Here is a 21,648-nt window from a genome sequence, read left to right on the forward strand (position 1 = left end):
GGGTGTGAAGTGAGGAAGTCGGGGTGCGGCGGGACTAGGCGGGCTCGTTGCCGGTGTGGGCGCCGCCCGGGACGGGGACGATGAGGGGGGTCTTGGTGAGAGGGTCGGGCATGACGAGTGCGTCCAGCGCGAACGCGTCGGCGACGACCTCCTTCGTGAGGACGTCGGTGGGGGCTCCGCCTGCGACGATCCGCCCGTCCCGCATGACGATGAGCTCGTCGGCGTAGCGGGCGGCGAGGTTCAGCTCGTGGAGCACGACCACGATGGTGGTGCCCTCGCGCCGGTTGAGGCTCACGAGCAGGTCGAGGACCTCGAGCTGATGGCTGAGGTCGAGGAACGTCGTGGGTTCGTCGAGGAGGAGCACCTCGGGGTTCTGGGCGAGCGACATCGCGATCCACACTCGCTGGCGCTGCCCGCCGGAGAGGTCGCCGACGGGGCGGTCGGCGAGTTCGGCGACGCCGGTGCGGCGCATGGCCTCGTCGACGTGCTTCGTGTCGGCCTGACCCCAGCGGCCGAAGAGTCCGCGGTGGGGGTGGCGTCCGCGGGAGACGAGCTCCGCGACCGTGAGACCGTCGGGGGCGGTCGGATGCTGGGGGAGCATCCCGACGGTCTGCGCGAACCGGCGCCTCGGGATGCTCGCCACGTCGAGGTCGTCGAGGTGAACGCTGCCCGCGAGGGGTGCGGTGAGGCGGGCGAGCACGCCGAGGAGGGTGGACTTGCCGCAGGCGTTGGCGCCGATGATCATCGTGATGCGGCCGGGGGTGATGTCGAGGTCGAGCCCCTCGATGACCGTGCGGCCCGGGTAGCCGGCGGACAGGCCGCGTGCCGAGAGGCGCGGGCCCGGACCGGTGGTCGCGGAAGGGTCGACGGTGGGGGCAAGCGCGGAGTCGTCGCCGGTCACAGCTGGCGTCCTTTCGTCGAGGCGAGGAGCCAGAGCAGGAACACGGCGCCGACGGCGCCGGTGACGACTCCGACCGGCAGTGAGGTCTCGGGGATCGCGAACTGCGCGACGAGGTCGGCGCCGGTGAGGAGGACCGCTCCGGTGACCGCGCTCGCGCCGACGCCGATGGCGCCGTGGCCGAGCAGCGACCTGGCGATGGCGGGCGCGCACAGGGCGATGAAGGAGATGGGGCCCGCGAAGGCGCAGGTGACGGCGGTGAGGAGGACTGCGGTGAGGACCGCGATCATCCGCACCCGACTGGTGCTGACGCCGAGTCCGGCGGACGTTGATGCGCCGAGCTGCGTGATGGGCAGCCAGCGGGCCGACAGCGTCACGGCGGGGAGCGCGGCGGCGGCGACGACGCCGACGACGAGGAGGTGCCACCAGGCGGTGGATGCGAGGGAGCCCGTGACCCAGAGCAGTGCGGCCTGCGCGAGCTCGACCTGGCTGCGGACCATGAGGTAGTTCATGATGGCGACGCAGAGGAACGAGATGCCGATGCCGGCGAGGATGAGACGGAAGCCGGCTTCGCCGCGCCGGCCGGCTGCGAGCAGGAGGACGAGCGCGACGGCGAGCCCTCCGGCGAACGCGGCGGCGGCGAGGAGCGGCCCGGTGACGCCGAAGGCGAGGAGCAGGAACACGGCGGCGACGCTGCTGCCACCGCTGATGCCGAGGAGGTCGGGACTCGCGAGGGGGTTCCGCAGCACGCCCTGCAGCAGGGCGCCGGCGACGCCGAGGCAGGCCCCCACGAGGACGCCCATGAGGACCCGGGGGAGTCGCACCTGGAACAGCACGTACGTCTCGAGGCGGTCGCCGCCGCCAAAGAGGGTGCGGCTGAGCTGCTCGAGCGTCAGCGGGTAGTCGCCCGTCGTCACGCCGATGAGGACAACCGCGGCCAGGGCCGCGCTGAGTCCGATGAGGACGGCTGAACGGCGGCGGCGGACGCGCGCCCGCACCGCTTCGAGGGGGGATGCTCTCGTGTCCGCCCCATCGGCGGGGGTGATGGGGAGCGCATCGAGCCTGGTCACAGCGCCACCTGCTTTCGGCGCAGCACGAGCGCGATGAGGACCGGGGCGCCGACGAAGGCGACGACCACGCCGGCCTGCACCTCGCCGGGGAGGGCGATGACGCGGCCGACGATGTCGGCGATGAGCAGGACGGCGCCGCCGAGGGGAGCGCCGATGAGGAGGAGGCGCCGGTAGTCGTCGCCGACGATGGCGCGGAGCGCGTGGGGCACGAGGAGCCCGATGAAGACGATGGGGCCGGCGATCGACGTGGCGCCCCCGCAGAGCAGCACGGTCGCGAGGATGCCGAGCGCGCGGGTGCGGGCCACGTTCTGCCCGAGGCCTGCCGCGGTATCGGCGCCGAGGGCGATGAGGTCGAGGCCGCGCGCGCTCGCGACGGCGATGATGCCGCCGACCAGGAGCGGGATGGCGACGACGGCGACGGTGTCCAGGCCACGCGAGGTGAGCCCTCCGACCTGCCAGTAGCGGAAGACGTCGAGCGCCACGATGGAGGTCGTCAAGATGAGGGTGGTCACCGCGGTGAGGCCGGCGGTGAACGCGGCCCCGGTGAGCGCGAGCTTCGCCGGGTTGTCGCCGTCGGGCCCCCGAGTGCCGACGAAGGCCACGACCACGGCGGCGACGGCGGCTCCCGCGAACGCGAACCACACGAATCCGGTCGGCGCGGAGATGCTGAAGAACGTGATGGCCACGAGCACGGCGACGGAGGCCCCCGCGTTGATGCCGAGGAGTCCCGGGTCGGCGAGCGGGTTGCGGGTGATGCCCTGCATGAGGGTGCCCGCGACGGCGAGCGCCGCGCCCGCGAGGAGGCCGATCAGCGTGCGGGGGATGCGCTGGTCCCGCACGACGGTGTGGTCCGCGAGCTCTGGATCGGGGGAGAGCAGCGCATCCAGGACCACGGAGGGGGCGATGGGGCGGGCTCCGATGAGGAGGCTCAGGATCACGGCGGCAATCAGCAGCGCGACGGCGCCGACGGCGACCAGGCGGATGCGGCGCGCGCGTGCGCCCGCGATCATTCCTGGTGCTCGGACTGGCCGAGGCGCCAGTACCCCATGAAGGCGACGCGCTTGCGGTCGACGCCGTTCACGGTCACGAGGTGGCGCCGGAGCGTCTTGATGGTCGCCGCTTCCCCCGCCATCCACGCGTAGAACTCACCTTCGCCGTCTGCTGGGCTGTCCCAAAGGAGGTCGACGTCGACGTCGATGTCGGCGATCTGCTGCGGGCGGGGCGATGCGGCCTGCGCGAGCGCGTCGGGGGAGGCCTCGCACCAGCTGGTCAGGGCCTCCGTGAGGCGCGCCCCGTGCTTGGCGCCGTCGCGCGGCAGCCACGTGATGCGGAAGTTCGCGGGCGCGTCGATGCGGATGATGTCGGCGCTCGTCGGCACCTCGAGGAGCGCATCCACCTCGCACCGCCCGTCGAGCGACTCGAGGATGGAGCCGATCGCGGGGACCGCGGTCTCGTCGCCCGCGAGGAGCAGGCGCTTGGCTGTACCGGGGTGCCAGTCGGCGCCGAGGTGCGAGTGCTCACTGCGCTGGTCGGGGCCCACGATGACGAGGTCGTCGCCGGGCTTCGCGGTCTCGGCCCAGGCTCCCGCGGGGCCAGCACCGTGGTGCACGACGAAGTCGACGTCGATCTCGCGTGCATCCGGGTCGACTCGGCGAACCGTGTACGTGCGCAGGGGGCTGCGCTCTGCCGTCGGCGTCTCGCGCCAGCGCTCGTACCAGAGGCCGGCGTCGAGGACCTCCTGGTCGCGCTGCCCGAAGTCGCTGGTCGTGCCGTCGGCCATGGGAAGGATGAGCTTGATCCGCTGGTCGAGCCCGGTGGTGCCGAAGTGCTCGAACTCCTCGCACGTGAAGGTCACCCGAGTGAACGCCGGCGACAGATGCTGCACCGAGCGGACCTCGGCGCAGTACGGCCGGTAGGCGGGGCGGGTCTGAAGAGCAGCGGAAGCAGTCACCCAGCAAAGATAAGCCTTGCCTTACCCTGGCGTCCAGTTCTGGAACGGTTCTGGTCGTCGTGGTCGCTCCGCGGGGCGTTCGCGTCGCCCATCCATCGGGTCGCCACGCCGAACCGTTGAGGTGCGCATCCCAGCCCCGATATCCTGACCGGCTGCGATGCCGCAGCTTCACCGCACCAACAGGAAGCATCCGATGTCGCTCGACACCACCGCCCCCGATTCCACCCAGCCAGACGGATTCACCGCCGAACCCCTGGACATCCCCTCATCGCTCGGCGATGCGTCGGCCGATGCGTTCCACGAGATGACGGCGTTGCGCAACACCGTCGCCCGGGAGACGTACCGCAACGACGACTTCGTCCTCCCAGCTGAGGTGCTGCTTCCGGGGTACGAAGCGAGCGAGTACGAGCGCCGCGACGGTCGTCTCATCCGGGAGCACGGGCGCCTCGTCGGCCGGGTCCTCTGCAACCTCCCGCTCACGGAAGACATCAACGTGGCGAAGATGATGCTCGAGATCCACCCGGAGGCGAGACGCCGCGGGTTCGGGGCCGCCGCCTACGAGCTGGGTGAGCGCCTGGTGCGAGAAGCGGGCCGCACCGAGATCCGCACCTGGGCCGTGCACCGGGAGGTCGACGGGCCGCGCATCCCGTCACCGACCGGGGTCGGCGACATCCCCGCCCTCGACCCGGCCGCCCAGATGCTGCTCGGGCGCGGCTTCGAGCTGGGACAGGTCGAGCGGATGAGCGTGCTCGAGCTCGGGGAGGGGCGCGACGCCGGCCTCCGCGGGCTGCGCGACGGCGCGGCCGAGATCGCCGGCGACGACTACCGCTACGTGTCATGGGCCTACCCGACGCCCGAGGAGCACATCGACGGCTACGCGCAGCTCAAGGCGCGGATGAGCACGGACGCCCCGCAGGGCGACCTCGCCGAGGACGAGCAGTCGTGGGACGCGAAGCGCGTTCGCGAGGAGCTCGAGTCGACGGCCATCGCCCGCGGCGACCAGGTGCTGGTCGGCGCGATCCAGCACCTCCCGAGCGGCGAGCTCGTGGCCTTCACCGAGCTGCAGCGGATGGCCGACGGCACAAAGCGGGCCGACCAGGAGGACACGCTCGTGCTGAGCGAGCACCGCGGCCACCGGCTCGGCCTGCTCGTGAAGGCGGAGAACCTGCTCGCGTGGAGGAGCCTGCACCCCGACGTCGAGCGCGTCTACACGTACAACGCCGAAGAGAACCGGCCGATGCTGAACGTCAACGAGGCGCTCGGCTTCCGTCCGTTCATCAGCGAGGGCGCCTGGCGGAAGGTGCTCGACTGAGCACCCGGCGCCGTCGCACGCCCCGGTAAGCTGGGGGCCTCATGACTGCATCCTCTTCTTCGCTCGTAACCACCGCAACGGGCAGCGACGTCCGCGTCCGCTTCTGCCCGTCTCCCACGGGGACCCCGCACGTCGGGCTCATCCGCACGGCCCTCTTCAACTGGGCCTACGCGAAGCACACCGGGGGCACCTTCGTGTTCCGCATCGAGGACACGGATGCGGAGCGCGACTCCGAGGAGAGCTACCAGCAGATCATCGACGGCCTCGGCTGGCTCGGCCTCGGCTGGGACGAGGGCGTGAACGTGGGCGGGCCGCACGAGCCGTACCGCCAGTCGCAGCGCACCGACATCTACCTCGACGTCATCCAGAAGCTCCGCGACGCCGGCCACCTGTACGAGTCCTTCGCGACGGGCGAGGAGATCGAGGCGCGCAACATCGCCGCAGGTCGCGACCCGAAGATGGGCTACGACAACTACGAGCGCGACCTGTCCGCCGACGAGATCGCCCGCCTCAAGGCCGAGGGCCGCGAGCCGGCGCTGCGCCTGCGGGTGCCGGACACCGACCTCTCGTTCGACGACCTCGTGCGCGGCGAGATCACGTTCAAGGCCGGGTCGTTCCCCGACTTCGTGCTCGTGCGCCCGAACGGCAAGCCCCTGTACACGCTCGTGAACCCCGTCGACGACGCGCTCATGGGCATCACGCACGTGCTCCGCGGCGAGGACCTCCTCTCGTCGACGCCCCGCCAGATCGCGCTCTACCACGCGCTCATCGACGTGGGAGTGGCCGAGTTCATCCCGCGCTTCGGTCACCTGCCCTACGTCATGGGCGAGGGCAACAAGAAGCTCTCGAAGCGCGACCCCGAGTCGAACCTCTTCCACCACCGCGACCGCGGCTTCCTGCCCGAGGGGCTCCTCAACTACCTGTCCCTGCTCGGCTGGTCCATCGCCGCCGACCGCGACGTGTTCACGATGGACGAGATGATCGTCGCGTTCGACGTCGAAGACGTCAACCCGAACCCGGCGCGCTTCGACCTCACCAAGGCCGAGGCCATCAACGGCGAGCACATGCGCCTGCTCGGCGCCGACGACTTCGCGTCACGCCTCGTCGCCCCGTTGCAGCTCGCCGGGGTGCTCCCGCTCGAGACGACGGATGCGCAGCTCGAGCTGCTCGGCCGCGCCGCGCCACTCGTGCAGGAGCGCATGCAGCTCCTCGGCGAGGCCCCGGAGATGCTCGGCTTCCTCTTCGTCGACGCTGCAGACCTCGAAGTCGAGGACACGGCGGTCGGGTCGCTGAAGGGCGACGTCTCCGGCGTGCTCGACGCATCCATCACGGCCCTCGACGCGCTCGACGCGCCGGATGCGTGGACGACGGGGCAGATCGAGGCGGCGCTCCGGGGCGCGCTCATCGACGGCCTCGGCCTCAAGCCGCGCGTCGCGTTCGGCCCGATCCGCGTCGCCGTCTCCGGCCGCAAGATCTCCCCGCCCCTCTTCGAGTCGCTCGAGCTGCTCGGCCGCGAGCAGTCGCTCGCGCGCATCCGCTCGCTCGCCTCGCGCCTCGCCGCGTAGCGCGCGCCGGCTCGCGCGCGTCCGCTCGCGCGTCCTCGCGCGCGTCCTCGCTCGTCGAGCACTCACCCCCTCGTTTCGGGATGGGTTACGCGCTTCGGGATGGTTTCTTTCCCATCCCGAAGCGATTAACCCATCCCGAGACTTGTGTCCGGGGGCGAGGGGCTAGTGAAGTCGCGCAGTCGGCGTGAGTGGGCGTATGCGATGGCGCCCGCAGGTTTCGCGGAACGCTCGGCGGCTCGTCGGGCGCGCACGCACCTCGTTTCGGGATGGGTTACGCGCTTCGGGATGGTTTCTTTCCCATCCCGAAGCGATTAACCCATCCCGAAACTCGTGTCCGGGACTGTGGCGCTCAGGTGCGAGCGGACGCGAGTGGGGCAGAGTGGGTGGTCCCGATGGCGCCCGGACGCCCGCGGATCGCGCCGCCCCTCGCACGTCGGGACGGGTGAGGATACCCTCAGAGGATGCCCGCTGGCCTGAGCTTGCGGGCGGGAGACTCCGGGAGGACTGCATGACCGAGGCCTTGGGCACGCACTACGACGTCGTCGTCATCGGGGGTGGGCCAGCGGGGTTGCAGGCGGCGTTGATCCTCGCGCGGCACCGGTACTCGACGCTGGTGCTCGACGGCAATCGGCCCCGGCACTCGGCGACGCTCGAGGCGCACGGCTTCCTGACGCGTGACCACACGGCTCCGAACGAGCTGCGCAGGCTGGGGCGTGAGGACGTCGAGGCGTACGAGGATGCGGAGATCCAATTCGCCCAGGTTTCTCGGGTGCGCGCGCTGAGCGACGAGGAGTCGGTGGGCGCGGAGGCCTCGCAGGGGGCAGCGTTCGAGGGGTCGTTCGCGTTCGTGGCGGGTGGCGTCCCCGCCGAGGACGGTTCGAGTGTCAGCACGGATCCGCGCGAGATCGCGTCTCGTCGCCGGGGTGGTGTGCGCGTGCCGTACCGGTTCGCGGTCGAGGCGAAGGGCGTGCGCGGTACGCCGGCCCGGGCGGTGTTCGCGCGTTCGGTGATCCTGGCGACCGGGCTGACGGAGGTGCTGCCGGCGCTGCCGATGCTGCGCGCCTTCTACGGCACGAGCATCCACAGCTGCGTCGAGTGCGACGGGTGGACGCAGCGGGACCGCCGAGTCTCGGTCATCGCGGCGCCCGGGGTGACGGATCTGTACGAGCGGGCGGTGCAGCTGACGCGCTTCACCGGCGCGCTGACCGTGTTCGCGGGGCACGGGCAGCTTGGGGCGCTGCAGGAGCTCGACCTCGTCGATCGCGGCGTGGTCGTGGAAACACGTGAGGTGGTCGACGTCGAGGGCGGCCCAGGGGGAGTGACGGGGGTCGCCCTCGCCGACGGGGACGTCGTGACCGCGGAGGCGGTCTTCGTGCGCCCCAACTACGTGGCGAAGCTCGACTTCGCGAGTGGGCTCGGCATCGACTTCGACGGCCTCGGGCTCGTGGCCGCGGATGCGCACGGCCGCACCAGCGTGCCGGGGATCTACGCGACCGGAGAGCTGACGGGCCCTGGCCCGCAGATGCTGATCGTCGCCGCGGGCAACGGCGCGGAGACGGGCATGGCCGTCGATCGTGACCTCCTGGGCCTGTAGCTCGGCTCTGGAGCGCGGCTCTCGTCTCCGGTCGCTGACACGCTGATTTGTTCAGCCTCCGGGAGTGCGCTATGCTCTCTGAGGCGCTTCGGTGCCAGTGGGGTATGGTGTAATTGGCAACACGGAGGTTTCTGGTACCTTTGTTCTTGGTTCGAGTCCAGGTACCCCAGCCAGTTTGAGCAACAGAAGCAACGCGAAAAGGCCCCGCCGAGCGGGGCCTTTTCGCGTAGCTGCGCTCGGTCGTCCGGGTCACCCCGTGGGCGCATCGACCATCGCCGGGGAGGGCGGGGTGTCCAGCACCGGGTTGACCTCACTGGCGAGGAGCGGTACCGGTCCGCGCGAGAACGCTCCGAAGCCATCGATCTTGGCCCCGCCCGCGTGCAGGAGCGCCGCCATCCGCTCCACGAGGTCATGGTCGAGGCGCTCCCGCGTGGTCCGCTCTCGGCGCACAAGGAGGTCGAGGAACTCCCGCTCGCCCGCGACGACCGCTGTCTTGTCCTCCTGCGCGGTGCCGGCTCGCGTCTCGGTGAAGACGGTCGCGTCGGAACTCGAATAGAACACGCACGTCTCGATCCAGGGAGCACCGCCGAGGTGCTCGTCGAGGTGCTTGGAGAGGTGCACGGCCTGCGCTCTGACCTGCTTGCGCGGTGACTTGGAGCCGAGGTGCGTGCGCACGACGAGCCCGCCGGCTTCCTCTTCGCCGCCTCGGAACGGGCCGCTTCGGGGTGCGATCTGCACGGCGAAGGGTGGATCGAGTCTGGAGTCGTCGATGAGGTTCTTGTACGAGGTGCTCGCGGCGCTCGGTCGGATGCCGTCGAAGATGGTTCCGCGCCAGCGTTTGTGCTCGACGATGAGCGCCCCGGCGGTTGTGATGAGCACGTGGTCGATCTGCGTCACGTATCGGTTGGTGCTCAAGCCTGCCTCGACGAGGATGCACGTATTGGTCGCGAGTACCCCGTCCAGCCCAAGGGTCGCGCAGCCCTGGAGGATCGCCGCCATCGAAATGAGCTCATACTCCAGGGAGCGCCTGGCCTGCCGCTGGTGGTGGTCGAGCTCCATCTGGCGTCGCTGGAGTTCCTGGTCGTGGGCCTGCGCGAGCTGTTCAAGACGGGCATCCGTCGTCCGCAGGAGCTCCCGCTGTCGCTCGTCGAACGCTGCGTGTGCTCGCTCCGCCTCGACGGCAAGCGCCTTCCGTTCAGCCTCTGCAGCGTTCTCGCGCTCATCGAGCGTGGCCTTCCAGCGTTTGTTCGCCCGAGCCCTGAAGACGAGCGCGACGATGACGGCGACTGCTGCGCCGAGCACGAAGCTCACCGCGACCCACCCCTGAGTTTCCATACGCCAAGTACAGCACCGGCCCCCGACATCGGGCGGGAACGCCGGGCGGGCGGCGCACGCGTGGGGATGATCAGGGGAGTTCGACGGGGAGTTGCAGGGAGCCGAACACACTCAGGCTTCCGGCGCAGACGCCAGCCTCACTAGGCTGGCGGGACCCCGATTCCCCTTCGAGAGGATCTCCCCGTGCGAGTGCTCGTCACCAGTTCCCGGAACACGTTCGCGCTCGACCTCATCCGAAAGCTGGGCAGCACCGGCCACACGGTGTTCGCGAGCGACACGTACGCCGGAGCGATCGGCAACCACTCCAGGTACCTCGCGGGGCACTTCGTGACGAGTTCGCCGCGATTCAACACGGACGAGTTCATCGAAGACCTCGTGAACATCGTGGAAGAGCACAGGATCGACGTCATCATCCCGACGTTCGAGGAGGCCTTCTACCTCGCGGCCCGCGGCCACGAGCTGCCGGACGGCACGAGCGTCTTCACGGGCGGGTTTGAGCAGCTCGCCCGCCTGCACGACAAGGCCAGCTTCAAGCGCCTCGCCATCGAGGCCGGCGTCCCCGTGCCGGAGACGATCGTGGCGAACAGTCCTGAGGAACTGCAGGCGGCGATCGACCAGTACCCGAGGTACTTCGCGCGCGCCGCGTTCTCGCGCGGCGGGGTGGGGCTGCTCACGAACACGGGACCGCTCGCTGGCAAGATGTCGGTGGACGACGCTGTTCCGACCCCCGACCAGCCGTGGCTCGTGCAGCCGTTCGTGGATGGGCCGATGATCTGCACGTACAGCATCGTCGTCGACGGCCGTGTGACGGCGCACTGCACCTACCGCGCGCCCGAGCAGTGGGCGCACAGCACGGGCATCTCGTTCCTCGCGATCGACAGCGCGGAGACGCTCGACTACACGCAGAAGCTCGTCGACGCGCTCGATTCCAGCTACACGGGGCAGCTGTCGTTCGACTTCGTCGACAACGACGGCGGGCTGTTCGCCATCGAATGCAACCCGCGGCCCACGAGCGGCGTCATCCTGCTGGAGGCTGAGGAGGTCTCGCAGGCCATCGCTGGCACGAACCCCGAGCCGTTCGTGGTCGCGCCCGGCGTCGAGCGGCAGGTGAAGCTGGCGGTGCTCGCGGATGCGTTCGCCGAGCCCATCAGGCACCTCCCGAAGTCGCTCCACGACCTGCTCCACGTCCGCGACGTCGGCGCGGGGTGGCACGACGAGCTCGCGATGCTGTGGAGCCCGGCGACGATCGTGCACGGGGCCCAGCTCTCGCACGGAGAGCGCACGGAGCTGCTCGCCGCGCTCGGTGCCGACATCGTCTGGAACGGCGAGCCCATCGACGGGATGCTGCCGGAGGACCGCGCGGCGCTCGAGGCCGTGCACGAGCAGCGCGTCTGAGCTGTCTGGCCGCCGCCCGCACCACTGTCGGCAACTGCGGCGGCCTATGAACGAGGATGCCCTCCGCCACGTTCGGTGTGGCGGAGGGCATCGCTCGCTGGGTCGTGTGGTGCCGGCGACCCCGATCAGGCGATCGCGCGGTAGTGGAAGTAGTAGCCGTTGTCGACGAAGCCACCCTGCTGCGGGTAGTACGTGCAGCCCTGGCTGATCTTCGTCCAGGAGGAGATGTAGGTGATCTTCGCGGCCTCGCACTCGCTCACCGTGGCGAACGGGCCGACGCTGTAGTTGGGCGTCACCGCCTGGGCGGCGGTCGCCCCGCCGAACATGAGGCCACCCGCGACGACGGCACCGGCGATGACAGTGGACACCCGCTTCTTGAGATTAACCATGCCGGCGACCGTAGCGAGCGTGCATCCACGAGTCGTCTGAGCCTCCTGGGAGACTCGTGGCAGGACGCATCGCCCTAGATGGCGCGGTCCTGAGCCGTCTGCTCGAGCTGCCTGGCATGGCGCTGCTCGCGGATGAGCAGGTACAGGCGGTGCGCGCAGATGACGAGTGCGAGCCAGGCGGCTCCGAGGACCCAGCCGGCGAGCACATCCGTGAACCAGTGATGCCCGAGGTACACGCGGGACAGGCCCACGGTGATGGCGAAGAGCGCGGCACCGAGGGCGATGAGGACTCGGGCGCGCCTGGTCTGGCGGCGCAGGATGAGCAGGTAGGCGATGACGCCGATGACGGCGACCGCGTTGAGGGTGTGCCCGCTGGGGAACGACGCCGAGGTCTCGTACGGGGGCACGGCCTCCGACTGCTCGGGGCGGACGCGCCCGATGAAGTTCTTGCCGGCGACCGTCATGAGCAGCGAGCCGCCGCCCGCGGCGACGATGAGGATGGCCGGTGTCCACGATCGGCGGCGGATGGACAGGATCAGCAGTGTTCCGACGGCGATGACGGGCATGCCGATCTGCCCGGCGATGTCGGTGTACGAGGTGATGATGGAGTCGGCTTGCGGTGATCTGAGGGTGATCGCGTAGTCGAGCAGCGGCTGGTCGAGGCCCGCGACGCCGTCCCGGTCGGTGACGGCCTCGTAGATCTCGGCGGCGAGGATGCTCAGGCCGAGGATGATCGCCGCGCCGATCACGAGGAGCAGGATCAGCGCGCTGTTCGGACCGACCTTGTCTCCGACGCGCTGGATGCTCTGGCGGACGGCAACCGCCGTTCTGGAGTCGGCTTTTCGCGCGACGCGGTCGTCGAATGCGGTGTCCTGGGCGAGCTCGCCCTCGACACCCTGGGAGGAATCGCGGGGGTGGGTCACGGCCCCCAATGTAGGGGCAGGCGCCGGGGTGCTGCCTGGGACCTCCCACGGTTCACGCCAGGACGAGGACCACGATGCCGACGATCACGGTGAGCATGGCCGTGATCGCGCACAGGGCGAGGATCTCATCAGGCATCGCCGACCGGAAGTAGACGTCCCAGTACTGGTCTTCATCCGCTGCGGGGTCCGCAGGGAGGCCCGGCGATTCAGCATGGTCGGACATGGCCGCCTCCTCGTCTCGTGCGCTTCAGTCTTTCCGAGGGCGAAGCCGAATATGAGGGGTAGAGAATCCGCGTGGAATGTGGTGCGCCTCGGTTGCCGGCGTCGCCACTTCCGGCCCGGGGTGGGCAGTCGGCGTCCGCGCTGCTTGTGCTACAGCGCAGCGTCGGCGAACGCTCGGAGCGCGCCCGCGAGGGCCGGAGCGGCGGTGTGCTGGACCGCGTGGCTGTGGTGGGGGATCGTCAGCAGCCTGCCGGATACCGCGCGGGCGGCGAGGAGGAGGCACCAGTCGTGCGGAGCGATCGGGTCGCGGGCTCCTCGGGCGACGAGCACGGGCACAGACACGTCCGCGAGCCGATCCTCGAGCGGGTACGCGATCATGGCGCGCGCCTGCCGCAGGTACCAGACCAGGCCGCAGCGCAGGTAGTCGCCGAAGATGAGCGCGTTCGCGTCCGCTGGCTCGCGGGTGCAGTCAGCTGCCAGCCGCAGGAGATGAGCGCTGAGAGCCCGGCGGCGCCGGTCGGTGACGGGACCGATGAGCACAGCGCCGGAGACGAGTGCCGGTTCGAGGATGGACAGCTCCGTGATCCACTGCGTGCCCATGGAGTGTCCGACGAGCACTGCTCTCGAGGGCAGGAGCATCCCGAGCAGCTGGCCCAGCGCAGTCGCCATCTCCGGGATGCTGATCGGGCGCTTCGGCCGCGGCGACGACCCGAACCCGGGGAGATCGAGCGTCAGCACGAGGGCATCGGTCGCGAGCGAAACCTGCAGGCGGCGCAGATACCGGTGGGACATGCCGATGCCGTGGACGAGCACAAACACCTGATGGGCACGGACAGGTCCCGCCTCGTGGACGCGGAAGTCCAGGCCTCGGACGGTGACCGTGCGCACCGTGCGCTCGGGGTCGCCGCTGGGCGGCATCGTGCACCTCGCTCTCCGCGATGGTCAGGGGAAGGGAGTGGAAGTCCACAGTGTGAGCACAGTCGGACGTCGAATGGCAAGGCCCCCTTCCTGGCCATCGTCGGTGGTACGGATGGAAGGCCCAGTCACGCTGACAGATCGGACGGACATCGTGGTTCTTGGACTCGCATCCCCAGACGTCACCTTCACGCAGTCGGTCGCCCCCGGCATCCACCGCCTCACGCAGGCGCACACGAACACGTACCTGGTGGAGTCCGAGCAGGGCCTGCTGCTCGTCGACGCCGGCCTACCGAACACGTACCCGCATCTCTTGAACGCGCTGCGTCAGCTGCGGCGTACCCCCGCCGAGCTCCGGGCCATCGTGCTGACACATGCCCACTTCGACCACGTCGGCATGGCGAGGCGGCTGCAGGAGGAGGTGGGGTGCAGCGTGCACGTGCATCTGGCGGATGCGTACCTCGCGCTCCACCCGTACCGCTACCGGCACGAGCGGCCGCGTCTCGGGTACCCGCTCCGGTATCCGAAGGGCGCGGCGCAGCTGCTGCGGATGGCGCGCGCCGGGGCGCTGCGGGTGCGCGGCCTCGACCGCATCCCGGAGGGACTTCCTGCCGGGCCGTCCGAGCTCCCTGGTCGTCCGAACGTCATCCTCACGCAGGGGCACACCGCGGGGCACTGCGCGCTCGACTTCCCGGACCGAGGCGCCACGATCACCGGCGACGCGCTCGTGACCCTCGACCCCTATACGGGGCACGAGGGGCCGCGCATCATCGCCGGAGCGGCCACGGCCGACTCGCCTCGAGCGCTGCGCTCACTCGCCGCCATCGCCGAGCTCGGGCGGCGCACGATGCTCCCCGGGCACGGGGCTGCGTGGACGGGGGAGCTGAGCGACGCCGTCGCCGCCGCGAGAGCCGCGGGGCGTTCGTAGCGGCGACGGTGCCGCGGTTCTCGAGGGGCCCGCATAGCAAACGATTCCGGCAAAGGCAACGCCCTGAAATCGGGCGGCCGCCCGCCTAGCGTCGGGCGCAAGGCACCAGCGAAGATGCACCAGCGACCGAGGGAGGCGTCGTGAGAGCCATGGTCTACCGTGGGCCGTACCGGGTCCGCGTCGACGAGAAGCCGGACCCGGTGATCGAGCACCCGAACGACGCGATCGTGCGAGTCGAGCTCGCAGCGATCTGCGGCAGCGACCTGCATCTTTACCACGGGCTCCTGCCCGACACGAGAGTCGGTCACACCTTCGGCCACGAGTTCATCGGCCGGGTCGAGCAGGTCGGCTCCTCCGTGGAGCGGCTCCAGGTGGGCGACCGGGTCATGGTGCCGTTCAACATCTTCTGCGGCTCGTGCTGGTTCTGTGTCAGGGGACTGATCTCGAACTGTCACAACGTGAACGCGAACGCCACGGCCGCCGGTGGCATCTACGGCTACTCGCACACGGCGGGAGGCTACGACGGCGGTCAGGCGGAGCGCGTGCGGGTGCCCTTCGCCGACGTCGGACCGACGGTGATCCCGGAGTGGCTGCACGACGAGGACGCGCTCATGCTCACGGATGCCTTCAGCACCGGCTACTTCGGGGCGCAGCTCGGCGACATCGCGGAGGGTGACACGGTTGCGGTGTTCGGCGCGGGGCCCGTGGGGCTCGCGGCCGCCAGGTCGGCATGGCTCATGGGGGCCGGTCGGGTGATCGTCATCGACCACCTCGAGTACCGGCTCGCGAAGGCGAGGGAGTTCGCGTTCGCCGAGACCGTCAACTTCGCGGAGCACGACGACGTCGTCGTGCTGATGAAGCGCCTCACCGACCACCGGGGCGCCGACGTGGCGATCGACGCTGTGGGGGCGGAGGCCGACGGCAACCTGCTGCAGCACGTGACTGGCGCCAAGCTGAAGCTGCAGGGCGGCTCCCCGATCGCGCTCAACTGGGCGATCGACTCGGTCCGCAAGGGCGGCACGGTCTCGGTGATGGGGGCATACGGGCCCATCTTCAGCGCCGTCAAATTCGGCGACGCGGTCAACAAGGGCCTCACGATCCGGACGAACCAGGCACCCGTGAAGCGTCAGTGGCCGCGACTGTTCGAGCACATCCGCGCCGGCTACCTGTCGCCGAGGGACATGATCACGCACCGCATCCCGCTCGATCAGATACCCGAGGCGTACCACCTGTTCTCCGCGAAGCTCGACGGCTGCATCAAGCCCGTCATCGTTCCACCCACGGACTGACCAGAAGGAGCAGCGCATCATGGCCTACGTCGCCGACACGCCAACGCCGCCGCCGACCGCCGAGGAGCTCCGGCGCCGCATCCCCGGGTGGGGCGCCGACCTCGACCCGGCCGACCGTCCCGCGGTTCCCCGGGAGCGGTTCGCCCCCGAGGAGACCGGTGCGCATTGGGAGTTCCCGGAGCGGCAGGAGGAGAAGGCGCCGCGGGAGCGTTCGATCGAGCATGCGTTCCTGACGCCCGTGTTCGGGACGGCGCAGCCCCTCCACGGGGTCTCAGGCGCCGTCCGCCGGTACGCCTACCGGCGGTTCAGCGAGGCGCGGGCGGCGCACTGGCTGATGCTGATGCTCGCGGACCGTCTCGACGTGGCAGGAGCTGCCGCACGTTCGGTCTTGTCAGGGCGTCCCGACCTGCCGCTGCGGGAGACGGGTGCGCTCGCGGAGCTGCAGGAGGGGGCAGGCGCGGATCGGCTGCGCACGAGACGCGTCGACCAGCGGCACGCGTGGGTCGACCCGCTGCTCGTCGCCGGGCCGTGGATCGCCGGCGGCGCGCTCCTCGCCGTGGGCGCCGCCCGCATCGTGCGCGCTCGGCGGAGATAGGCGGGCGCGCGGGCTCCTCGCGAGGGCGGCCGTGTCTCGCTGACAGAGTGCCTAGTTCGAGTACACGCCGACGAGTCGGTTCTGCTCGATGATCGCGTGCGCGTACCCGTCGAGGAACTCCTCTCGGGACGGCGTTCCCTCGACGTGGTGGTCGAGGGCGTAGACCGTGAAGTAGTAGTGGTGGTCGCCGTGGCCTTCCGGCGGCTGGGGCCCCATGTACTCGCTCTTGCCCGCCGTGTTCTCGGCGGTCCTGGCGTGGTCGGCGGTGGCGTCGACGGGTCCGTCCTGGGCTGGGAGGCCGTACACGATCCAGTGCGTGAAGCCGAGCGGCATGGGCGCATCCGGGTCGTGCACGATGAGGGCCAGCTCGACGGCGTCGGCCGGGACGCCCGTGATCTCGAGCCGAGGGGCGGTGTTGCCCCCGTCGGCGCTGAACGTGTCCGCGAGGCGGCTTCCGGCCTCGAAGTCGGGGCTGCTGATCGTGAGGTCGGCGATGTTGAGCGGCATTGGGTCTCCTCGATGCTGGGGATGTGAGCGTCGTGACTCCGACAAGTCTTGCGCGCGGGCCTCCGAGCTTGCTCAGCGCCGGTCGCCGCGTGCGAAGACGGTCGCGGCGGTGCGAGCTCGACTCGGCGCCGGGAAGCCCTTCGGGTAACGTTGCACCCCGTTTGCCTTCCCCCGAGAGAAACGGATGCACCGCACGCCATGAACTCACAGGACGCACCACCCTCCCGATTCGCGCAGGAGCCGGCGACGTTCGGGCCTCAACGCAGGCCCATGTCGCGCATCATCCGGGAGGTGATCGATCCGGATCCGCTGCATCCAGCGCTCATCCCCGGCATCGGCGTCGAGGAGACTGGGAGGTCGTTCCGGACGAACTGGGGGGTGTTCGGGGTCGCCGGCGCCGGCGTCGTCGCGGTCATCGCCTGGGCTCTCGTCGACCCGGCGAGCATCTCGGCCGTCGGCTCCGTGTCGCTCGACTGGGTGACGGAGAACTTCGGCTGGCTGTTCTCGCTCCTCACGATCGTCGTCGCCATCTTCATGCTCGTCGTCGGGTACGGCCGCACGGGCGGGGTGCGCCTCGGCGCGGACGATGAGAAGCCAGAGTTCTCGATGGTCTCCTGGATCGCGATGCTCTTCTCCGCTGGCATCGGCATCGGTCTGCTCTTCTACGGGCCGATGGAACCGCTCACCTACTTCCTGGCGCCGCCCCACGGCTTCGATGTCGCGCCGGGCAGCGTGGATGCGATGCATACGGCGGTCGCGCAGACCGTGCTGCACTGGGGGCCGATGGCCTGGGCCTACTACGCGCTCGTCGGCGGTGCCATCGCCTACGCGGCCTACCGCCGCGGTCGTCCACCGCTGATCTCTGCCCTGTTCGACTCGGTCTTCTCGCAGCGCACGCAGGGCTGGTTCGGCCCGCTAATCGACGTCTTCGCGATCCTCGTGACGCTCTTCGGCACGGCCGTCTCGCTGGGGATCGGCGCCCTGCAGATCGCGTCGGGCGTGGAGATGGTGACGGGGCTCGGCACGCTCGGCAACGGCTTCATCATCGGGGCCATCGCCGTGCTCACGGCCCTCTTCATCCTGTCCGCCGTGTCGGGCGTGAAGCGGGGCATCCGCATCCTCTCGAACATCAACATGGTCGTGGCGGGCCTCCTCGGCCTGTTCGTGCTCGTCGCCGGGCCGACGCTGCTGCTGGCGAACCTCATCCCAGCCGCCGGCGTCACGTACTTCAGCGAACTCGGCACCATGCTGATGCGCAACGCCTCCATGGGTGAGGAGACGGAGGTGTTCATGCAGGCCTGGACCACGTACTACTGGGCGTGGTGGGTGTCGTGGACGCCGTTCGTGGGCCTGTTCATCGCGAAGATCTCCCGCGGGCGCACGCTGCGCGAGTTCGTGACGGTCGTCATCGTCGTACCGTCCGCAGTGTGCCTCGTCTGGTTCGGCATCGTCGGGGGAACCTCGATGTGGCTGGAGACGCAGGGCGCTGGCGTGAGTGCGGCCGGCTCGGCGGAGGCGCAGCTCTTCACCCTGCTGGCGGAGCTCCCACTGGGGGCCATCACGAGTGTCGTCGCGCTCGTATCGATCGTCATCTTCTTCGTCACCTCCGCGGACTCCGCGTCCATCGTCATGGGGTCGATGAGCCAGCAGGGCAAGGCCGAGCCATCGCGTTGGGTCACGATCTTCTGGGGCCTCATGCTCGGCCTGATCGCTGCGTCGCTGCTGCTCGCGGGCGGCCGGGATGCGCTGTCGGGGTTGCAGGCGATCATGGTCGTCACGGCGCTGCCGTTCGCGTTCGTCGTGATGGGCATCATGTGGGCGTGGGCGAAGGACCTGCGCATGGACCCGTACATGATGCGCCGCCGGTACGCGAAGGAGGCCATCGACGAGGGCGTGCGCGCTGGTATCGCCGAGCACGGGGACGACTTCGTGTTCGGTGCGAGCGTCGTCGAGGCGGAGCATGGGGCCGGCGCGTGGCTCGATACCGCGGACCCGGCGCTCACCGAGTGGTACACGGAGGCCACGACGGGAATGCTCGACGTGGTGAAGGCCGATGCGGAGGGACGGGACACGGACCGACGGGATGCCGATGACCCGGCGCGGATCGAGGCGCCGACTGCTCGGGCGGCGCTCGAGTCCGGGGAGCCGGAGCTGGACCGCGATGACGACGGGGGCCGTGTCGGAGTCTGAGGCGGGTTCACGCGGCGCCCGCCCGCATGGCATGCTCTCCCTGACATCGCCTGCCAGGACGCGCTTCCCCAGACGGATGCGGAACCTGACCACAAGAAGGAGCCCCCATGACCGAACGCACGAACATCTCCTCCGGCTCGCCCTACGAGGCGACGGTCGGCTACTCGCGGGCCGTGAAGGTCGGCAAGCTCGTCTTCGTGGCGGGCACGACGGCCCCGGGTGTCGACGCTGAAGAGCAGGCGCGGGAGATCTTCGAACGCATCGGGGCCGCGCTCGAGCAGGCGGGCGCCTCACTGAGCGACGTCGTACGCACGCGAGTGTTCCTCGTCGACATCGAGCGCGACTTCGACGCCGTCGGCGCCGTGCACGGCGAAGTCTTCGGCGACATCCGCCCGGCGTGCGCGTTCATCGGCACCGCCGGCCTGGTTGCGAAGGACCTGCTGCTCGAGGTCGAGGTCGACGCCGTCATCAGCGAGTAGCTTCGGTCTCTCTCGGACGTCTCTCGGGGCGGTGGGCTTCGGCTCACCGCCCCGAGTCCGTTGTGCGCACCGACGCAGCGGGCTCTGTTGGACCGGCGCGGAAATGAGGTGTCACTTCGATCTATTGTCTTGACATTTTGGTGGGGTGGGTGTTTCCTCTAAACATACCTAATAAGGTACCAATTCACCTGCACTGTGAGACGAGGATGTCTTGACAACCAGCATCATCATTCCGGAGACGCCGGAGGGGGAACCGCCCGTGCCCCCGCGAGCCAGGCGCGGCAAGCGTCCACCGAAGACGAAGACGCCGCTCGCGTACCGGCTCAGGGTCCTCTCGACGAACCCCACGACGACGATCGGCATCCTGGCCCTGCTGCTCTTCACCTACCTGATCGTCGCGCCGATCATCTCGCTGCTCGGAGACGGGATCACGGTCGACCGGGCCGACACAGCGATCACCCAGCAGGAGGAAGGGTCGTTCACCTCCTACTACCTCTGGCGGGTGCTCTTCTCGCCGCAGGCCGCCGCCATATTCTGGGGGCCGCTCGGCAACACCGTCGTCATCGCGGTCTGCAGCGTGGCGCTCGCGCTCGTCATCGGCGTGTGCGCCGCCTGGCTGCTCGTCCGCACGAACATGTGGGGTCGCAAGTGGTTCGCGACCGCGCTCATCGTGCCGTACATGCTCCCGGCCTGGACCTTCGCGCTCGCCTGGCTGACGATGTTCAAGAATCGCTCAGCGGGAGGCCAGGCCGGATGGCTTGAGGCGATGGGGGTCGTCGTCCCGGACTGGCTCGCTTACGGCCGAGTGCCCATCATCCTGATCTTCGCGATCCACTTCGTCCCGTTCGTGATCCTGCTCGTCGGCAACGCCCTCAAGCGCTTCGATTCCACACTCGAGGAGTCGGCCCAGATTCTCGGATCATCACGCATCAGGACCGCCTTCACGATCGTCCTGCCGATCCTCCGACCCTCGCTGATCTCAGCGGTGACGCTCATCCTCGCCAAAGTGCTCGGAGAGTTCGGCGTCGCCTACGTCCTCGGCCTGCCCGTCAACATGAACGTCCTCGCGACGAGCCTCTACCGGAGCGTCTACAGCAACCAGCAAGGCTCTGCGGCGGTCATCGTCGCGGCGATCGTGCTCATCGGCGCGATCTCGCTGTGGGTCGACATGCACTTCCTCAAGGAAGCGAAGCGCTTCGTGACGATCTCGGGGAAGAGCGGCTCGGCGGGAAACGAGGTGCGGCTCGGCAGGTCTCGCATCTTCGCGACCCTGGCCTGCGTCGCGCTCTTCACGGTCAGCGTGGCGCTCCCCATTCTCGTGCTGGCGCTCTCAACCGTCATGCGCGTGCCGGGCAGCTTCGCGCCCGACAACTTCACACTCGACTTCTGGATCGGCACGAACCTGCAGACGTTCGGATTCCCGAACGGGATCCTCCTCAACGCGGAAGTCCTCAGCGCGGCCTTCAACACGTTCTGGATCGTCGGGCTGTCGTCGGTGATGGCCGGCGTCGTCGGGCTGCTCGTCGGCTACGTCATCGTCAGGTCGGAGTCGAGGCTCCTCTCCGGGACGCTGCGACAGATGCTGTTCTTCCCGTACCTGGTTCCCGGCATCGCGTTCGCGACCGCCTACCTGTCGCTGTTCGCCGTACAGCGGGGGCCGGTGCCGGCCCTCTACGGGACCGCGGCGCTGCTGGTGATCATCTACTTCACGGAGCAGATGCCCTTCGCCTCGCGGGCCGGCATCTCCGCGATGATGCAGCTCGGGAGCGAGACCGAGGAGGCCGCGCGAGTCGCAGGCGCAGGCTGGTTCCACCGCTTCCGCACGATCATCCTGCCCGTCCAGAAGAGCGCCGTGGCGACGTCGATGCTCATGTCCTTCATCTCCGGCGTCAAGAGCCTGAGCCTGGTCGTCATCCTCGCGGTCCCCGGCCTCGAAGTGCTCACCACACTGTCCATCCGTCTTCTGGATGTGGGGTACACGCAAGCCGGCAACGGGGTCGTCCTCGTCGTCTCCGCCCTCGCCTTCTTCGGCACCTACGCCGTCCAGAAAATCATGAAGACCGACCTGTCCCGCGGCCTAGGAGGCTAACC

At 69.5% G+C, this 21,648-nt stretch carries 20 protein-coding genes and 1 tRNA gene; 11 read left to right on the forward strand and 10 right to left on the reverse strand.

Annotated elements, in window-relative coordinates; translation table 11 throughout:
• Positions 1-34 precede the first annotated feature (34 nt).
• From C5C17_RS05510 to C5C17_RS05525, 4 genes are read right to left on the reverse strand one after another with little or no spacing between them, the layout of a single operon-like run.
• On the reverse strand, positions 35-901 hold the full coding sequence (locus tag C5C17_RS05510; RefSeq protein WP_104252388.1) for an ABC transporter ATP-binding protein: 867 nt from the start codon (positions 899-901) through the stop codon (positions 35-37).
• Entirely contained in the window at positions 898-1,968 is a 1,071-nt protein-coding gene (locus C5C17_RS05515) for an iron chelate uptake ABC transporter family permease subunit (protein WP_258065979.1), read from the reverse strand. The genes C5C17_RS05510 and C5C17_RS05515 overlap by 4 nt, the downstream gene beginning before the upstream one ends.
• Complete coding sequence (locus tag C5C17_RS05520; RefSeq protein ID WP_104252389.1) at positions 1,965-2,978, reverse strand: iron ABC transporter permease; 1,014 nt, start codon at positions 2,976-2,978, stop codon at positions 1,965-1,967. The genes C5C17_RS05515 and C5C17_RS05520 overlap by 4 nt, the downstream gene beginning before the upstream one ends.
• Entirely contained in the window at positions 2,975-3,919 is a 945-nt protein-coding gene (locus C5C17_RS05525) for a siderophore-interacting protein (protein ID WP_104252390.1), read from the reverse strand. The genes C5C17_RS05520 and C5C17_RS05525 overlap by 4 nt, the downstream gene beginning before the upstream one ends.
• A 193-nt stretch (positions 3,920-4,112) precedes the next feature.
• Between C5C17_RS05525 and C5C17_RS05530 the strand changes: the two genes are divergently transcribed.
• The 4 genes from C5C17_RS05530 (at position 4,113) to C5C17_RS05545 (ending at position 8,563) form a co-directional block, all read left to right on the forward strand.
• The gene (locus C5C17_RS05530) at positions 4,113-5,231 is read left to right on the forward strand and encodes a GNAT family N-acetyltransferase (RefSeq protein ID WP_104252391.1); all 1,119 of its coding nucleotides are present in this window, start codon (positions 4,113-4,115) and stop codon (positions 5,229-5,231) included.
• Positions 5,232-5,272: 41 nt separating this feature from the next.
• Positions 5,273-6,796 carry a glutamate--tRNA ligase gene (gene gltX / locus C5C17_RS05535; protein ID WP_104252392.1) on the forward strand — a complete coding sequence of 508 codons (1,524 nt, stop codon included), beginning with the start codon at positions 5,273-5,275 and terminating at the stop codon, positions 6,794-6,796.
• Positions 6,797-7,304: 508 nt separating this feature from the next.
• Complete coding sequence (locus tag C5C17_RS05540; RefSeq protein ID WP_104252393.1) at positions 7,305-8,390, forward strand: NAD(P)/FAD-dependent oxidoreductase; 1,086 nt, start codon at positions 7,305-7,307, stop codon at positions 8,388-8,390.
• Positions 8,391-8,488: 98 nt separating this feature from the next.
• Positions 8,489-8,563, forward strand: a tRNA-Gln gene (locus C5C17_RS05545).
• Positions 8,564-8,639: 76 nt separating this feature from the next.
• Here C5C17_RS05545 and C5C17_RS05550 read toward each other — a convergent pair.
• Positions 8,640-9,725 carry an NERD domain-containing protein gene (locus tag C5C17_RS05550; protein WP_104252394.1) on the reverse strand — a complete coding sequence of 362 codons (1,086 nt, stop codon included), beginning with the start codon at positions 9,723-9,725 and terminating at the stop codon, positions 8,640-8,642.
• 183 nt (positions 9,726-9,908) lie between these two features.
• On the opposite strand from C5C17_RS05550, the gene C5C17_RS05555 reads away from it, so the two are divergent.
• A complete protein-coding gene (locus tag C5C17_RS05555) occupies positions 9,909-11,120 on the forward strand; it encodes a carbamoyl-phosphate synthase large subunit (protein WP_104252395.1) in 1,212 nt (403 codons plus the stop codon).
• A gap of 125 nt (positions 11,121-11,245) precedes the next feature.
• On the opposite strand, the gene C5C17_RS05560 is transcribed toward C5C17_RS05555, so the two are convergent.
• The 4 genes from C5C17_RS05560 to C5C17_RS05570 all read right to left on the reverse strand — a co-directional run bounded on the left by C5C17_RS05560 (position 11,246) and on the right by C5C17_RS05570 (position 13,572).
• Entirely contained in the window at positions 11,246-11,509 is a 264-nt protein-coding gene (locus C5C17_RS05560; protein ID WP_146079087.1) for a hypothetical protein, read from the reverse strand.
• Positions 11,510-11,583: 74 nt separating this feature from the next.
• The gene (locus C5C17_RS05565; protein ID WP_104252397.1) at positions 11,584-12,432 is read right to left on the reverse strand and encodes a phosphatase PAP2 family protein; all 849 of its coding nucleotides are present in this window, start codon (positions 12,430-12,432) and stop codon (positions 11,584-11,586) included.
• A gap of 52 nt (positions 12,433-12,484) precedes the next feature.
• The gene (locus tag C5C17_RS18540; protein WP_181028498.1) at positions 12,485-12,655 is read right to left on the reverse strand and encodes a hypothetical protein; all 171 of its coding nucleotides are present in this window, start codon (positions 12,653-12,655) and stop codon (positions 12,485-12,487) included.
• Positions 12,656-12,804: 149 nt separating this feature from the next.
• A complete protein-coding gene (locus C5C17_RS05570; RefSeq protein ID WP_104252398.1) occupies positions 12,805-13,572 on the reverse strand; it encodes an alpha/beta fold hydrolase in 768 nt (255 codons plus the stop codon).
• Positions 13,573-13,723: 151 nt separating this feature from the next.
• Between C5C17_RS05570 and C5C17_RS05575 the strand changes: the two genes are divergently transcribed.
• From C5C17_RS05575 to C5C17_RS05585, 3 genes are all read left to right on the forward strand, one after another.
• Positions 13,724-14,497, forward strand: a complete 774-nt coding sequence (locus C5C17_RS05575) for an MBL fold metallo-hydrolase (RefSeq protein WP_258065983.1) — start codon at positions 13,724-13,726, stop codon at positions 14,495-14,497.
• 140 nt (positions 14,498-14,637) lie between these two features.
• Positions 14,638-15,786, forward strand: a complete 1,149-nt coding sequence (locus tag C5C17_RS05580; protein ID WP_104252400.1) for a zinc-dependent alcohol dehydrogenase — start codon at positions 14,638-14,640, stop codon at positions 15,784-15,786.
• 19 nt (positions 15,787-15,805) lie between these two features.
• A complete protein-coding gene (locus C5C17_RS05585) occupies positions 15,806-16,381 on the forward strand; it encodes a hypothetical protein (RefSeq protein ID WP_104252401.1) in 576 nt (191 codons plus the stop codon).
• Between the two features lie 51 nt (positions 16,382-16,432).
• Here the strand turns inward: C5C17_RS05585 and C5C17_RS05590 are convergent, their stop codons facing one another.
• Positions 16,433-16,888, reverse strand: a complete 456-nt coding sequence (locus tag C5C17_RS05590; RefSeq protein ID WP_104252402.1) for a YbhB/YbcL family Raf kinase inhibitor-like protein — start codon at positions 16,886-16,888, stop codon at positions 16,433-16,435.
• A gap of 270 nt (positions 16,889-17,158) precedes the next feature.
• Between C5C17_RS05590 and C5C17_RS05595 the strand changes: the two genes are divergently transcribed.
• The 3 genes from C5C17_RS05595 (at position 17,159) to C5C17_RS05605 (ending at position 21,646) form a co-directional block, all read left to right on the forward strand.
• Positions 17,159-19,078 carry a BCCT family transporter gene (locus tag C5C17_RS05595; protein ID WP_258065985.1) on the forward strand — a complete coding sequence of 640 codons (1,920 nt, stop codon included), beginning with the start codon at positions 17,159-17,161 and terminating at the stop codon, positions 19,076-19,078.
• Between the two features lie 107 nt (positions 19,079-19,185).
• Positions 19,186-19,557 (forward strand): RidA family protein, encoded by a 372-nt coding sequence (locus C5C17_RS05600; RefSeq protein ID WP_104252404.1) that lies wholly within the window; start codon positions 19,186-19,188, stop codon positions 19,555-19,557.
• A 211-nt stretch (positions 19,558-19,768) separates the two neighbouring features.
• Positions 19,769-21,646, forward strand: a complete 1,878-nt coding sequence (locus C5C17_RS05605; protein ID WP_219819763.1) for an iron ABC transporter permease — start codon at positions 19,769-19,771, stop codon at positions 21,644-21,646.
• Positions 21,647-21,648 lie beyond the last annotated feature (2 nt).

The organism is Pseudoclavibacter sp. RFBA6 (assembly GCF_002931575.1).
Taxonomy (GTDB): Bacteria; Actinomycetota; Actinomycetes; order Actinomycetales; family Microbacteriaceae; genus Pseudoclavibacter; species Pseudoclavibacter terrae.

Excerpts from the sequence above, each read along its gene's own strand:
- C5C17_RS05520 (WP_104252389.1), bottom strand. The coding sequence starts at position 2,978 with ATGATCGCGGGCGCACGCGCGCGCCGCATCCGCCTGGTCGCCGTCGGC.
- C5C17_RS05530 (WP_104252391.1), top strand. The coding sequence starts at position 4,113 with ATGTCGCTCGACACCACCGCCCCCGATTCCACCCAGCCAGACGGATTC.
- gltX (WP_104252392.1), top strand. The coding sequence starts at position 5,273 with ATGACTGCATCCTCTTCTTCGCTCGTAACCACCGCAACGGGCAGCGAC.
- C5C17_RS05540 (WP_104252393.1), top strand. The coding sequence starts at position 7,305 with ATGACCGAGGCCTTGGGCACGCACTACGACGTCGTCGTCATCGGGGGT.
- C5C17_RS05550 (WP_104252394.1), bottom strand. The coding sequence starts at position 9,725 with ATGGAAACTCAGGGGTGGGTCGCGGTGAGCTTCGTGCTCGGCGCAGCA.
- C5C17_RS05560 (WP_146079087.1), bottom strand. The coding sequence starts at position 11,509 with ATGGTTAATCTCAAGAAGCGGGTGTCCACTGTCATCGCCGGTGCCGTC.
- C5C17_RS18540 (WP_181028498.1), bottom strand. The coding sequence starts at position 12,655 with ATGTCCGACCATGCTGAATCGCCGGGCCTCCCTGCGGACCCCGCAGCG.
- C5C17_RS05570 (WP_104252398.1), bottom strand. The coding sequence starts at position 13,572 with ATGCCGCCCAGCGGCGACCCCGAGCGCACGGTGCGCACGGTCACCGTC.
- C5C17_RS05585 (WP_104252401.1), top strand. The coding sequence starts at position 15,806 with ATGGCCTACGTCGCCGACACGCCAACGCCGCCGCCGACCGCCGAGGAG.
- C5C17_RS05590 (WP_104252402.1), bottom strand. The coding sequence starts at position 16,888 with ATGCCGCTCAACATCGCCGACCTCACGATCAGCAGCCCCGACTTCGAG.
- C5C17_RS05595 (WP_258065985.1), top strand. The coding sequence starts at position 17,159 with ATGTCGCGCATCATCCGGGAGGTGATCGATCCGGATCCGCTGCATCCA.
- C5C17_RS05600 (WP_104252404.1), top strand. The coding sequence starts at position 19,186 with ATGACCGAACGCACGAACATCTCCTCCGGCTCGCCCTACGAGGCGACG.